Raw genomic sequence first — 13,350 nt, 5'->3', positions numbered from 1 at the left:
ATGGCACGCGGCTCACACATGGCCCAGCGGTACGGTGGTCAGCAGGGTGGATTCGCCGAGGCTATCCGGGCATTCGCCGAGCAGGCGGAGCAAGCCTTGGACGCCACCTTCCGCGAAATTGTGATCGAGATCGGCAGCAGCGTGATCCGCATGTCTCCGGTCGGCAATCCGGAGCTGTGGGCGGCCAACGTGGCCCACCGGGCCAAGGCAAACAAGGCTGCCGATGACTACGACTTCAAGGTCGCTGTACGCAACACCCTGATCAACCTGAACCAGGACAACTTCACCAAGGCCGGCAATCTGCGCAAAGGCGTGAAGTACGCCAAACCACTGACCAAGACCGAGCGCGAGCAGAACTTCGCCACCAATGGATTGGTAGCGGGCCAGGGCTACGTCGGTGGACGGTTCCGCGGCAACTGGCAGTTCTCTATCGATTCGCCGGCTACCGAAGAGCTCGACCGAATCGACCCGTCGGGTAGCGAAGCGCTTACCGCGCTCATCACGCAAGTGCAGGCGCTGACCATCGGCCAGACGGCCTACATTGTCAACAACCTCCCATATGCGGTTCCGCTTGAGTATGGCCATTCGACTCAGGCGCCCGGCGGCATGGTCAGGGTGACCCTGGCCAACTTCCAACGCATCGTCGACGAAGCCATCAGGAACAACAGCGTATGAGCCAAGCAAAAGCCCGCCAGGCCATCGAGATCAAGCTGATGGCCTGGGCCGCGGCGCTCCCGATCCGGGTCGCGAACTTCGAGCAAGGATTCGAGGCCGGGGTCGACGAAACCTATCTACAAGCGTTCCAGCTGCCGGCGGGCACCACCTGCCGCTACCTGGGCGGCGAAGCCTACGAGTACACCGGTGTCTACCAGGTGAGCATCGTCTGCCCTGCGGGCCAGCCCCTGGCAACCGCTGAGAACCTGGTCGACGAGCTTTCGAGCCTCTTCCGGGTGGACTCGACGATCAGCCGCAACGGCTTCGAAGGCCTAGTCACCGAGCCAGTTGACCAGGGCCCAACCATCACCGAATCGGCGACCTACACGGTCCCGGCCAGCTTCACCTACCGCGGCGTCGCGGACCAATCGCCCGTAGGGGCATAACCACCCGCCACCAGGCGAACCTTCAAGAGGAAATACCCCATGGCCGCACGCTTCCCGCTGCCTAACGGCGCCGTGCTGGAGATCGCACGCGTCATTGGCGCTGCTGTCCCTTTCACTGCATTGACCAATGCGAAGCCCCCAGTTGCTACTGCCGCAGATCACACGATCCAGAACGGCGACGTTTTGCTGGTGAACTCTGGCTGGGCGCAGATCAATGACCGCGCGGTCAAAGCCTCCGGAGTCGCAGAAGACGTTTTTGCGCTGGCCGGCCTGGATACCAGCGATGCCGAATACTTCACAGCAGGGGCTGGCGTCGGTTCGGTTCTGCCTGTTTCCGACTGGGTGCAAATCTCCAAGGTGACTTCATTCACTTCTGCCGGCGGTGAACAGCAGTACACCACGGTGGGCTACCTGGAAGACGATGATGACAAGCAGTATCCGTCCAACCGCAACCCACGGTCGCTCACCATCGTTGTCGAGGACCAACCGACTGCACCCTACGTCGGTACCGTTGAGGGCTACGACGCCTCCAAGGAGCTGGCCGTGATTCGCATGAAGCTGCGCAACGGCGACCAGATCCTTTACCCGGGCTTCGTAAGCATCACCCCTGATCCAACCATGGAACGAAACAACGTGATGACCCGCACTATCAGCGTGGGTCTCTCGGCTCGTTCTCTTCGTTACCTGGCTGGCGCGTAAGGGGCTCTCATGGCGAAGATCAAGATTGCGCAAAACCCAACCTTTACCGCTCCAGTGCAGGTGCCGCGCATCGGCGGCGAGGCGGTGCCAGTGGAGTTCGAGTTCCGCTACATGGATCGGGTGACTTTGGCCGGCATGTTCGACCGCTGGAACAAGGCCCGCGACGCTTGGGCCGAAAAGGCCAAGGAGCAGGACGCCAGCTGGGAAGTGGTGACTGCAGGGGAGATCACTCTGCAAGCCGAGCAACTGGGGGAGATCGTCGCGGGCTGGGACTTGGAGGATGAGTTCTGCCAAGAGGCAATTCTTGACCTGGTGCGAACCTGCACGGGCGCCCCCAAGGCCGTGATCGATGCATTCCAAGCGGCTTACAGCCCGGCACGCTTGGGAAACTGAGAGCGGCGGCCCGGGCTTGCTATGAGCAAGGGCCATCTGCTGAGCAATTGGCGGCCCTTGGCCTGACCCCAAACGACATCGAGGAAGAGGAAGTGGAGGTGTGGCCAGATGCTTGGCCTGCCTTCCGCCTGTTTGATGCCATGGGCACACAGTGGCGGCTCGGGCCGGGCGGTCCATCTGGGCTTGACTACACCGCCATACCGACGACGGCCTCAATGCTCGGCATCAAGCGCCGCGACCTCACTGAAATTTTCCCCGATCTCCGCGTCATGGAGGTCGAGGCCCTGGCCGTCATGGCCGAATCGCTGGAGTAGATCATGACCACCATTGCCTCTCTCGGTCTCCAGATCGACTCCGGTGATGCTGTTGAGGCGAAGGACAACCTTGACCAGCTGACGGACGCCGGCAAGCGTAGCGAAGAGTCAGCCGGAAAAACCGGGCGCGCATGGGAAGCAGCTCTTGGAAGCCTGCAGGGCGACACTCGGCAGATCGTTCAAGAGCTGCAGGCCCTCAACGCCAAACAGGCTGAGCTGGCGCAGCAGATGGCCACCGTGAGTCGAGCTGTCACGACCGCTTCCACAGCGTTCAGCAGCGCTGCAGCAAACATGGGGGCTTTCCGGGCCGAGGCCGCGCAGGCTGGCCAAGCACAAGCAGCGCTGACCACTGCCACGGATGCTGGCGCGCAGGCAGGGCGCCGTGCTGCCGAGACCACTGAGGAGCAGCAGTCCAGGCTTCTGGCCATGGCACGGGCCTCGCTGGAGGCAAGCGAGTATGTGCAGTCGCTGAATCGGGCCACTGCGCAAACGGTCGAAGTTACTGGGCAGGCCAACGCCGTTCTATCGGACAATGCCTCACGACAGGCCGCGATCAACAGCAGAGCACAGGCGCTGCTGGCGACTGAAGAACGATTGGCGCAGTCGGCCAAATCTTCAGCCGCAGCCCAGCGTGATCAGGGCCAGGCACTTGATGAGCTGCTTGGCAAGATAGACCCCACCGTCGCAGCGATGGGCCGCTTGGACGCCATGGAGCAGAAGCTTAAGGGCTTCCGTGCGAGCGGCGCGCTTGATGCTGAAGCCTTCGGCGAGTACCAGACGAAGATCGACCAGGCGCGCACCGCGCTTGGCGCCGCAGACAGTGCGCTCGGCAAGACCGGCATGACCGCGAAGGCTACAGCTGCGGCACTGCGCGGCGTTCCTGCTCAGTTCACCGATATCTTCACATCGATCGCAGCAGGCCAGCCTATCACCATGGTCGCGCTGCAGCAGGGCGGGCAGCTTAAGGATATGTTCGGCGGGCTTGGTCCAGCCGCGCGCGCCTTGGGCGGCTACATCCTTGGTCTGATTACCCCCCTAACCGTGTCGGCTGCTGCTGCGGTAGCGCTTGGATATGCCTTCTACAAGGGGACTGAAGAGACCGATGCTTATAGCAACGCCCTGGTCTTGACGGGTAACTCCGCCGGGCTTACGGCCGACCAGCTGGGCAGTCTGGCCAAACAGGTGAGCGCGACTGTTGGCACAACTGGGGCAGCTGCATCGGTTCTGGCGAGTTTGGCCGGTAGCGGTAAGATCGCAGGCGACAGCTTCATGGATGTTGCGCAGGCAGCTGTATCGATGGAGGAGGCAACAGGCAAGGCGGTTTCCGAGACCATTGCCGAGTTCGTCAAGCTGGCGGACGACCCAGTCAAAGCATCGGTAGCGTTGAATACCCAGTACAACTACCTGACGAGTTCTGTCTACTCGCAGATTACGGCACTTGAGCAGCAGGGCAAGCACGCAGAAGCCGTCAAGCTCGCCACCGAAGCGTTTGCGGACGCCATCAACGAGCGCACTCCGAAGATCATCGAGAATCTGAGCTGGTGGGAGCGTGGCTACAACGCGGTAGCCAAGGCGGCGGACAATCTGAAAAACATCGGTCGATCTAGCATCGATGATGATATTGCCCGCATGGAGGAAAACCTGGCTAGCGCGCAGCGCGGCGATGTGGGGGCTTTCCAAAATCAGAAGGAAATGGTCACGTTCTATACCGACCAGCTTCAATTTTTGAAGGACAAGAAGGCAGCCCAAGAAGATATCGCTGCATTCGACCGCCAGGAGGCGGAAGCCAACGAGAAAACCATCAAGGCTATGGCCAAGGTCGATGCCTTGGAGAAGTCAGCCTGGACCAACTCCAAGAAACGCAGCGAGGAGCTCAAGGAATACGAGAAATCGCTGGATGTAATCAGGAAGAAAAATCCAGACGATGCCAGGCTCAATCCTGAAACCATAGAAAAGGTTCGCAGCAACATTGCTGAGAAATACAAAGATCCCGCGGGGCGCCCTGGCACTGTTGATCTCGCAGGCTTTAACAACCAAAAGAACGCCTTGGCCGCCATCCTGGCCGAGTACAAAAACAACCAGAAAGAACTGGACGCGACGCAGAAAGCCGGCCTGATCTCGCAGGAGTCATATGCAGCCCAGCGCGCAGCGATCGTTGAGCAGCAGAAGGCCGAGGTTACAAACGCTTACGAGGCCGAGATCAAAGCGCTGGAGGATGCGAAGGCGCGCAGTAGCACCTCCGCCCAGCAGCGGATCCAGCTTGACCAGAAGATCGCGGACGCTCGCGCTGCCATGGTCAAAGCCCAGAAGGATGCTGACACCGAGCTTTCTGTCCTGGCGACCAATGAGCAAGGACGGCTGGCCAAGCAGGAGCGAGCGATCTCAAGCTACGTGCAGGCTCTCGAGCAGCAACAGAGAGCATTGGAGCTTGCGGGTCAGCGGGCAGTTGTTGGAGTAGGGCGCGGCGACCGGCAGAACGCTCTCAACGGGGAGCTGAACACCCAGCAGGATCGATATGCGCAGCAGGTGCTCGATCTGGAAAATCAGCGTTCTGACCCGTCGCGCAACATGTCCGAAGCTGAGTTCGAGCGCAAATCTCAGGCTTTGGCTTCAGCAAACAAGAAAGCCACGGACCAGATCCAGCAGAACTACGCCGATGTCGAAGCCGCCCAGGGTGATTGGACCAAGGGCGCTTCGGCTGCGTGGGAAAACTACCTCGATAGCGCCAAGAACATTGCTGGCCAGACTAAGACGTTGTTCGGCAATGCCTTCAGTTCCATGGAGGATTCGATCGTCAATTTCGCGATGACCGGGAAGGCCTCTTTTGCGGACTTCGCGAGATCCATCATCGCTGACATGGCGCGAATCGCTGCGCGGCAGGCGGCCTCTGGATTGCTGGGCGGACTGGTCAACCTTGGGGTTTCGGCTGCATCCGCCTACTTTGGCGGGGGCTCGGGCAACGGCATGGAAGCGGGCTCAGCAGGCGCTGTGTCGTCCAATCTCGGCGCATCTCAGGCCGGATATGGCAGTGCCTACTTCCCCCAGGCGTTGGGCGGGGCATGGTCACAGGGCGTGCAGATGTTCGCTGACGGCGGCGCCTTCACGAACTCGATCGTCAGTACGCCCACTGCTTTCGGCATGGCCGGAGGACGCATGGGCGTGATGGGGGAGGCTGGTGATGAAGCTGTCATGCCGCTGACCAGAACCGCCGGTGGGCAACTCGGCGTGCGGGCAGTAGGCGGGGGTGGTGGGACCTCGATCTCCATGCCCATGTCGCTGACGCTTGTCACCGAGGACCGCAGCGGTGAGGGCATGCAGTTGGACCAGCAAGCCTTGCAGCAGAACATGCAGGCCCAGATGAAGGCCGCCGGCGAGAAGGCAGTAGCTGACTCCTGGCGACCAGGCGGTATCAGCTATCGAAACTCACAGGGGAGAAGGTAATGGCCATCGAGACATTCCGCTGGTCCATCCAGCGCGGAGAAACTCCGGAGGTCAGCTATCGGGTGCGCGAGTCCAAGTTTGGCGGCGGCTACAAGCAGACTGTGGGTGATGGGCCGAACAACAAGGAAGACAGCTACCCCATCACCGTCACCGGTCCGAAGGCGAAGATCAAGCAGGCTTCTGATTTCCTGGACCGACATGCAGGCGCCAAAGCATTCCTCTGGAAAACGCCTATGGGCGCACTGGGGTTGTTCACCTGTGCCGATCCCAAGCCTACCCCTGTCGGTGGTGGGATATTCAAGCTAACTGCCACGTTCCAGCGTGCTTACCATCCTTGAGGTCAGTTCATGTCTTTGATTCGCGATATCCAACTGCTGGAGCCTGGAAACGAGGTCTTGCTGTTCGAATTGGACGGTTCGGACTACGGCGCTGATGTGCTGCGCTTCCATGGGCACGCAATTCCTCACACGGCGGAGGATTTAGCGGCAGCTGGCGCAGATGCGGATCAGTTGCCCGCCAAGTCAATCTGGTGGCAGGGCAACGAGTACACCGCATGGCCGATGCAGATCGAGGGCATCGAAGCCAACTCGGATGGCACTGCGGTTAGACCCACTCTGCAGGTGGGCAACGTCAACGGGCGAATAACCGCGCTGTGCCTAGCCTTCGACGACCTGCTCGAATTCAGGTTGACGCTTCGGTTAACCCTGACACAGTACCTTGATGCCAGGAATTTCCCCGCCGGCAATCCTGATGCTGCGCCAACTGAAGAGAGTGTCGAGGTCTGGTTCATAGACCAGAAAACCCAGGAGAACGGCGCGACCGTAGCTTGGGAGCTTGCCAGCCCCGGCGATGTGGGCGGTGAGACGATCGGGCGCCAGATGACCACGCTGTGCCACTGGGCAATGACAAACGGATACCGTGGGCCGGACTGCGGCTACACCGGGCCGTACTTCGATTTCGACGGGAACCCCACGGACGACCCCGCCAAGGACGAGTGCAATGGCTGTCTGGATACGGGCTGCGTCGTGCGGTTCGGCCAAGGCAATCAAATTCCATTCGGCGGCTTCCCAGCCGTGTCTCTGATCGCTCGGAGCTGATCATGCGCAAACACATCCTTGCCGCAGTGCAGCAGCATGCAGCGGCGGAATACCCTCGCGAGAGCTGTGGGCTGCTGCTGGCCGTGGGGCGCAAGCAGGTCTACTACCCGTGCACGAACATGGCCACCGAGCCGACCGAAGAGTTTCGGATCGCGCCGGAGCAGTACGCCGAGGCCGAAGACCACGGCGAGGTGATCGGCGTCGTGCACTCGCATCCAGATGCGACCAGTCGGCCGTCGCCGCGTGACCTGGCCATGTGCGAGGCAACGGGGCTGCCATGGCACATCCTGTCATGGCCGGAGGGCGACCTGCGCACCATCACCCCAACGGGCGAAACGCCGCTGCTGCGCCGGCCCTTCGTGCACGGGGCATGGGATTGCTGGCAGGTCTGTGCGGACTGGTATCAGCGTGAGTGGGGTTTGGAGTTTCCAGCCTACGTCCGTGAGGACGGTTGGTGGGAGAGCGCCGAGGGACCGAGCTTGTACGAGCAGGCCTACGAGGAGGCTGGCTTCTACCATGTCAGCCAGCCGCAGCGCGGCGACATGGTCGTCATGGCCGTTGGCCGAACCGCGCACCCAAACCACGCGGGAATTTTCCTAGGCATCGAACCGGCACTACCGGGCGAGCAAGCAGATGTGTTCGGGCCCGGCCCGTTCCTGCTGCACCACCTGTACGGCAGGCCATCAGAAATCATCGTGTTCGGCGGGCCTTGGCTCGCCCGGGCACGTCTTTTGTTGCGTCATCGGGACGCAAAATGAAGCGGTACGGCCGCTGGAGAGGATATGAACAAAAAACCATCGGAAGTGAAGCCAGTTGCATTGCCATTTATCGTAGGGGGTGATGGTCGCATCTACATCAACGAGGCATTGATAGCAGCTTCGACCATCACCAAGGGCAATATTACTGCCCCAGCTCGCGCTGCTTCTTAGCGAACTCTTCATCAGAGAGCACAATTGGAAGTGCTTTACCTGGGAATACTTGTTCAAAGATCTGCAGGGCATAACCGTCGCCGAAACCACTGTTGCGGCAGGCTATTACTGCTCCACCCAGCCTTGCTAAAGTGTGGTCATGGTTTACAGCAGCTTGGGAGTGAGCGAGAGCCAAGACAACAGTCACGAGTTGGTTGATGGCTTGTTCTTGTGTCATCGGTTCGTAGGACAATTCGACCTCCTAGGTCATAGATACCCCAGTCCATGGGCTTTCCGGCAACGGACCGGGGCGGTTCGTTGGGAGGTGCAACGCTACTACGCAGCTGTAGTGGCGCGGTACTGGCATTTCATCCACGCTGGATGGGTGGACAGGAGCGAGGAGCGCGGCGCTTAGCCTAAGCCTTCGTCCAGCCATTGGGGTCTTGGTTTTGGATTTCGAACACTTAGCGCAAGGTGATAGCATCCTGTCATTGTCATGGAGGGGCCGTGGCTAGTGAGCATGGAGTTCAAATGTTCGTCGTTCGACTACTTGTTTTGGGGTTTCTCGCATTCTTCAGCTTCGCCATGGGAACCGAGCGAGGAGGACTGAATGCCTTCGGCACACTGATGGCCTTTAGCGGGATCATATTTGTGCCTGCCTTCTACATGCTCCCCACAATTGAGGCGGGGTTGCGGAAAAGTAACAACCTAGGAGCTATTGCCGCTCTCAACTTTTTCCTTGGGTGGAGCTTATTGGGCTGGGTTGCCGCATTGGTGTGGGCGTTCAAAAATCCATCGCCAGTAGTGATCACGGCACACTCCCCCGAGTCCGCCGGGACTACTATCGAGTCATCTGTCGATACTGGCCAGAAGCCTAAGAAAGACTGTCCTTTCTGTGGAGAAGAGGTGCTGGCCGTGGCGATCAAGTGCAAGCATTGTGGTAGCGACTTGGCTGCCGAGGGGGTCGCATGAAGTCTTTCCTTCTATGCGTGGGGCTTATCCTAATTGCGGGATGTGCCACATCTGCTACTCCCGTCGGCGAGGCCAAACCTGTTCCTGTCGATGAGCTTTATGCTTTTCAGCAGAAGCCTGCTGGGGTCAGTGGGACGTTGACTGTAGTCCGGGATTCAGGCGCTCTTGGATCAGGCTGTGATGTCGTCGTCTACATCGATGGCCGCAGATCGGCCAAAGTTGGCCCCGGGCAGCGGGCGAGTTTTTACTTACAGCCAGGCCAACCAAACATCGGGATCGGCCTTGCGGAGTCAGGGCTGTGCAGCGGAATGGCTGTGCGCTCGATAACCGGGAAGGTGGAGGCTGGCCAGACAAGCCTGTATCGAATAAGTGGTGATGCCGGTGGCGTTTACATCGGACCGTTTATTGAGTACCGCTGACATAACCGCCCTCGGGCGGTTTTTTATTTTGGAGAGATCATGATCGCAACTGCTGCTCACTACGAGCCTCTGACCTCGATCAAGCTGTCGGGATCCCTCGCGAAGAAGTTCGGGAGGCTGCATCGCCGCTTGCTCGAAGAGGGGAGCGTGCTGGAGGTCTTTCGTGCGCTGAAAGCGACAGTGCCAGGGTTCGAAGAGGAGATTAAACGGCTCAGTGGCCTGGGCATACGCTTTGCTATTTTTCGGAATAAGAGGAACGTCGGCGAGAGTGATCTATCAAGAGGGGGAGCCCGCGAAATTCGCATTGTGCCGGTGATCGGTGGTAGCAAACGTGGTGGAATTCTGCAGACGATTTTGGGCGCAGTGATGATTGTGGCTGGCCTTTTCTTCTCAGCGACCCCGTTCGGTGCGCCACTTATTGGTGCGGGCATTGGGCTCGTGGCAGGCGGCGTGATCCAGATGCTCAGCCCACAAGCCAAAGGACTCTCCCAGAGCGGAAGTCCTGCGAACATGCCCTCATACGCATTCGGCTCCGCCAAGAACACCACGGCCAGCGGCAACCCTGTGCCGATCTGCATCGGCAGGCGCCGCTGGGGCGGAGCGATTATCTCCGCCTCGATCTACGCCCAAGACAAGGCGTAGCAGCCCGCAAGAAACAACATCAGCCGCCTCGAGCGGTTTTTTTACGCCTGGAGGAAAGCATGGGCGCAGCAGCTCACCTGGTGATTGCCGGGGAAAAAGGTGGCGAGAAGAAGCCGAAAACCCCGGTAGAGGCGCCGGACAGCCTGCGCTCGACCAACATTGCCAAGATCCTGTTGGCGGTGGGCGAGGGGGAGTTCGATGGGACGCCGAGCGCGCGGGACATCTACCTCGACAACACGCCGATCATGGACGCCAGCGGCAACCTCAACTTCCCGGGTGTGAAGTGGGAGTGGCGGCCAGGCAGTGTCGAGCAGGAGTACATCAAGGGCATCCCGTCGATCGAGAACGAGACCACGGTCAACGTCGAGCTGCGCAGCGATAATCCCTTCACGAGAGCGCTGAGTAACACCCAGCTTTCCAGACTTCGTCTGCGATTCGCCTGGCCGCGCTTGGCGAGACAGGACAAGAGCAGTGGAGACACAAACGGTTACCGCATCGAGTACGCAATCGATATTGCGACTGATGGTGGATCGTTTGTAGAGGCTCTTCGCGGAGCGGTCGACGGCAAGACTACCTCTGGCTATCAACGATCTGAGGCGGTAGACCTCCCACGGGCCACCACGGGGTGGTCCTTTCGAGTGCGTCGGATCACGCCCAATGCAAACGACGGCTTGATCGCCGACACGATGACTATCGCGGGTTACACCGAGATCATCGACCAGAAGATCCGCTACCCGAACACCGCGCTGCTCTACATCGAGTTCGACGCCGAGCAGTTCCAGAATATCCCGGCTGTGACCGTCAACTGCAACGGCCAGCGCTGGCCGGTACCGAGCAATTACGATCCCGTGACCCGGACCTACACCGGCGTGTGGGACGGCACCTTCAAGCAGGCCTGGACGAACAACCCTGTTTGGGCCACCTACGGCTTGTGCGTCAATGATCGCTTTGGCCTGGGCAAGCGAATCCAGCCGTGGATGGTCGACAAGTGGGAGATGTACCGCATCGGTCAGTACTGCGATCAGTTGGTGTCTAACGGCGTGGGCGGGATGGAGCCGCGCTATCTGTGCGACCTGAACCTGCAGGGCAAGGCTGAGGCCTGGACGCTGCTGCGTGACCTTTCTGCGATCTACCGTGGGATGGTGTATTGGGCGCAGGGCTCGCTGTACATGCAGGCGGATATGCCGCGGGCACAGGACATCGACTACACCTTCACCCGTTCCAACGTGATTGACGGCGACTTCGTGTACGGCGGCGCCGGGCGGGACACGCACTACAGCCGCGCACTGGTCAGCTACGACAACCCGGCCAACAACTACGACACCGACGTCATCCCGGTTACCGACAACGCGCTGCAGCGCCGGTACCGGGATCGGCCGATCGAGATATCGGCAATCGGCTGCACTCGGGCAAGCGAGGCCCAGCGCCGCGGTAAGTGGGCGCTGCTGAGCAACAACCAAGACCGGACCGTTTCCTTCAAGACCGGCATGGAAGGGGCGGCGGTGCTACCGGGCTTTGTGATTCCGGTGGCCGATGAGCTGGTCGCCGGCAGGCCGAATGGTGGCCGTATCTCCGCCGCTGCGGGCCGCACCGTGACACTGGACCGTGACACGCCGGTGAAAGCGGGCGACCGCCTGATCGTCAATCTGCCAAACGGTACCGCTCAGGCCAGGACCGTGCAGTCGGTGGCTGGCCGCACCGTGACGGTCACCACGGCATACACCCTGCAGCCCGAGCCGCAGTTGCAGTGGGCGATCGATTACAGCGACCTGGCCGTGCAACTGTTCCGTGTGCTCAAACGCAAGCGCACGACCGAAGGCGAGTACGAGTTCACCGCGCTGGAGTTCAACCCGAGCAAGTTCGCCGCGATCGACAATGGCGCCAAGCTGGAAGAGCGCCCGATCAGCGTCATCCCGATCACCACGGTGCCACCTCCAGCCAGCGTTACCCTTACCTCCGGGTATGCGATTGACCAAGGCATTGCGGTCAGCACCATGACGATCGAGTGGCCAGCTGTCGAGGGCGCGGTCGCCTATGACGTTGAGTGGCGCAAGGACAACGGCAACTGGATCCGTTTGCAGCGCGTCGGCGCAACATCCGTCGACATCACTGGCATCTACGCTGGCGCCTACCTGGCGCGTGTGAGGGCGGTGAGCGCATTCGACATCACTTCGATTTGGCGCGATTCCATGCTCACCGAGCTGGCTGGCAAAGAAGGTCTGCCGCCGGCAGTTACGCACCTCACAGCAACGCCGCTTGTCTACGCCATAGGCCTGGGATGGGGATTCCCGGCTGGCGCCGAGGACACCCAGCGCACCGAGATCTGGTACGGCAAGACGAACGCACGCGAGTCGGCGACCAAGCTCGCGGACTTCGCCTACCCGCAGCAGGACCACACGCTGCAGCTCGGCGCCGCCGGCCTGCAGTTCTTCTTCTGGGCACGCCTGGTCGACCGCTCTGGCAACATCGGGCCGTGGTATCCCGCCGCCGCGGGCGTGCCGGGGGCATCCAGCAGCAACCAGTCAGAATATGAGGAGTACTTCAAGGACAAGATCGGCAACGGCGCGCTTTATCCAGCGCTGCGCCAGGACATCGCGCTGATCTCTGGACCACCCACCATGCCCGGATCGGTGAACAACCGGCTCCAGGCGATCAACGATCAGCTGCAGGAGCAGATCGACAGCATTGCAGACCTGGCTGACTCGATGCCTTACAAACCCGACCAGCCCTACGAGATTGACCAGGGTGTGCTGGGCGACGACGGTAAGCTGTACCAAGCCAAGAAGGCGGTACCGGTCAACACCCCGCCGCCGAACGCCACCTACTGGACCGATGTTGGCCAGGCAGTGCGGACGGCTGATGGGCTGGCCGCGAGGGTGAGCACGGTCGAGACCAAGGTTACCGAGCAGGATGGGAAGCTGACGGCTCAGGCGCTGCGCATTGACGGCGTCCAGTCGAGCCTTGCGGGCAAAGCTGATGCGTCGACGGTCAACTCTCTCTCGACCCGCGTGACGCAGACAGAGCAGGGGCTGACCAGTCAGGGGCAAGCCATAACGGGCCTGAGCAATCAGGTAGCGGGGAAGGCTGACTCGACCGCACTTCAGGCGCTGGACAACAAAGTGACAGTTCAAGGCGGCGCTATCACCAGCCAAGGACAGGCCCTGACCAGCTTGCAAGCGAGCGTCGGCAACATTGGCGGGGCAGGCACAAACCTGCTGGAAGATACGTACAGCTGGCTCACGTCGGCCACCTTGCCTGCGGTTAGCGGCAACGCGGTTACTCGTGAAGGCGTGGCGGTGGCAGCTGCAGACTCTGGCTTCGGCTACTCGTTGGCCTACTCCACGACGAACGCATCAGCCTACTTC

Annotated in this window: 12 protein-coding genes and 1 pseudogene; 12 read left to right on the top strand and 1 reads right to left on the bottom strand. The window is 60.7% G+C overall.

What is annotated here, in order from left to right; genetic code table 11:
- The 9 genes from HU736_RS06900 to HU736_RS06860 all read left to right on the top strand — a co-directional run bounded on the left by HU736_RS06900 (window position 1) and on the right by HU736_RS06860 (window position 7,802).
- Window positions 1-675 (top strand): hypothetical protein, encoded by a 675-nt coding sequence (locus HU736_RS06900; protein WP_186699158.1) that lies wholly within the window; start codon window positions 1-3, stop codon window positions 673-675.
- Window positions 672-1,100 carry a phage tail terminator-like protein gene (locus tag HU736_RS06895; protein ID WP_186699160.1) on the top strand — a complete coding sequence of 143 codons (429 nt, stop codon included), beginning with the start codon at window positions 672-674 and terminating at the stop codon, window positions 1,098-1,100. The genes HU736_RS06900 and HU736_RS06895 overlap by 4 nt, the downstream gene beginning before the upstream one ends.
- A 39-nt stretch (window positions 1,101-1,139) precedes the next feature.
- Window positions 1,140-1,799, top strand: a complete 660-nt coding sequence (locus tag HU736_RS06890) for a phage tail protein (RefSeq protein WP_186699162.1) — start codon at window positions 1,140-1,142, stop codon at window positions 1,797-1,799.
- 9 nt (window positions 1,800-1,808) lie between these two features.
- Window positions 1,809-2,192 carry a phage tail assembly chaperone gene (locus tag HU736_RS06885; protein ID WP_186699164.1) on the top strand — a complete coding sequence of 128 codons (384 nt, stop codon included), beginning with the start codon at window positions 1,809-1,811 and terminating at the stop codon, window positions 2,190-2,192.
- Window positions 2,193-2,254: 62 nt separating this feature from the next.
- Window positions 2,255-2,506 carry a DUF1799 domain-containing protein gene (locus tag HU736_RS06880; protein ID WP_437180455.1) on the top strand — a complete coding sequence of 84 codons (252 nt, stop codon included), beginning with the start codon at window positions 2,255-2,257 and terminating at the stop codon, window positions 2,504-2,506.
- Window positions 2,507-2,509: 3 nt separating this feature from the next.
- On the top strand, window positions 2,510-5,947 hold the full coding sequence (locus HU736_RS06875; RefSeq protein WP_186699168.1) for a phage tail tape measure protein: 3,438 nt from the start codon (window positions 2,510-2,512) through the stop codon (window positions 5,945-5,947).
- Window positions 5,947-6,285 carry a phage tail protein gene (locus HU736_RS06870; RefSeq protein ID WP_186699170.1) on the top strand — a complete coding sequence of 113 codons (339 nt, stop codon included), beginning with the start codon at window positions 5,947-5,949 and terminating at the stop codon, window positions 6,283-6,285. The genes HU736_RS06875 and HU736_RS06870 overlap by 1 nt, the downstream gene beginning before the upstream one ends.
- A gap of 9 nt (window positions 6,286-6,294) precedes the next feature.
- Entirely contained in the window at window positions 6,295-7,044 is a 750-nt protein-coding gene (locus tag HU736_RS06865; RefSeq protein ID WP_186699173.1) for a phage minor tail protein L, read from the top strand.
- 2 nt (window positions 7,045-7,046) lie between these two features.
- Complete coding sequence (locus HU736_RS06860) at window positions 7,047-7,802, top strand: C40 family peptidase (RefSeq protein WP_186699177.1); 756 nt, start codon at window positions 7,047-7,049, stop codon at window positions 7,800-7,802.
- A 142-nt stretch (window positions 7,803-7,944) separates the two neighbouring features.
- On the opposite strand, the gene HU736_RS06855 is transcribed toward HU736_RS06860, so the two are convergent.
- Window positions 7,945-8,205: a hypothetical protein gene (locus tag HU736_RS06855; RefSeq protein ID WP_186699179.1), complete on the bottom strand. Its 261-nt coding sequence runs from the start codon at window positions 8,203-8,205 to the stop codon at window positions 7,945-7,947.
- A gap of 278 nt (window positions 8,206-8,483) precedes the next feature.
- Here HU736_RS06855 and HU736_RS06850 point away from each other — a divergent pair, with 278 nt between their 5' ends.
- The 3 genes and pseudogenes from HU736_RS06850 to HU736_RS06840 form a co-directional block, all read left to right on the top strand.
- On the top strand, window positions 8,484-8,924 hold the full coding sequence (locus HU736_RS06850) for a superinfection immunity protein (protein ID WP_202883891.1): 441 nt from the start codon (window positions 8,484-8,486) through the stop codon (window positions 8,922-8,924).
- A 458-nt stretch (window positions 8,925-9,382) separates the two neighbouring features.
- The gene (locus HU736_RS06845) at window positions 9,383-9,985 is read left to right on the top strand and encodes a tail assembly protein (RefSeq protein WP_186699182.1); all 603 of its coding nucleotides are present in this window, start codon (window positions 9,383-9,385) and stop codon (window positions 9,983-9,985) included.
- 59 nt (window positions 9,986-10,044) lie between these two features.
- Window positions 10,045-12,945, top strand: a pseudogene (locus tag HU736_RS06840) (TipJ family phage tail tip protein); the annotation flags it as partial.
- Window positions 12,946-13,350: the final 405 nt, after the last annotated feature.

The organism is Pseudomonas shirazensis (assembly GCF_014268785.2).
GTDB classification, from domain to species: domain Bacteria; phylum Pseudomonadota; class Gammaproteobacteria; order Pseudomonadales; family Pseudomonadaceae; genus Aquipseudomonas; species Aquipseudomonas shirazensis.
The sequence above is the reverse complement of the archived record's forward strand: the minus strand, read 5'-3'. Positions and strand labels throughout refer to the sequence as shown.

Excerpts from the sequence above, each read along its gene's own strand:
- HU736_RS06890 (WP_186699162.1), top strand. The coding sequence starts at position 1,140 with ATGGCCGCACGCTTCCCGCTGCCTAACGGCGCCGTGCTGGAGATCGCA.
- HU736_RS06885 (WP_186699164.1), top strand. The coding sequence starts at position 1,809 with ATGGCGAAGATCAAGATTGCGCAAAACCCAACCTTTACCGCTCCAGTG.
- HU736_RS06850 (WP_202883891.1), top strand. The coding sequence starts at position 8,484 with ATGTTCGTCGTTCGACTACTTGTTTTGGGGTTTCTCGCATTCTTCAGC.
- HU736_RS06845 (WP_186699182.1), top strand. The coding sequence starts at position 9,383 with ATGATCGCAACTGCTGCTCACTACGAGCCTCTGACCTCGATCAAGCTG.
- HU736_RS06860 (WP_186699177.1), top strand. The coding sequence starts at position 7,047 with ATGCGCAAACACATCCTTGCCGCAGTGCAGCAGCATGCAGCGGCGGAA.
- HU736_RS06870 (WP_186699170.1), top strand. The coding sequence starts at position 5,947 with ATGGCCATCGAGACATTCCGCTGGTCCATCCAGCGCGGAGAAACTCCG.
- HU736_RS06900 (WP_186699158.1), top strand. The coding sequence starts at position 1 with ATGGCACGCGGCTCACACATGGCCCAGCGGTACGGTGGTCAGCAGGGT.
- HU736_RS06895 (WP_186699160.1), top strand. The coding sequence starts at position 672 with ATGAGCCAAGCAAAAGCCCGCCAGGCCATCGAGATCAAGCTGATGGCC.
- HU736_RS06875 (WP_186699168.1), top strand. The coding sequence starts at position 2,510 with ATGACCACCATTGCCTCTCTCGGTCTCCAGATCGACTCCGGTGATGCT.
- HU736_RS06865 (WP_186699173.1), top strand. The coding sequence starts at position 6,295 with ATGTCTTTGATTCGCGATATCCAACTGCTGGAGCCTGGAAACGAGGTC.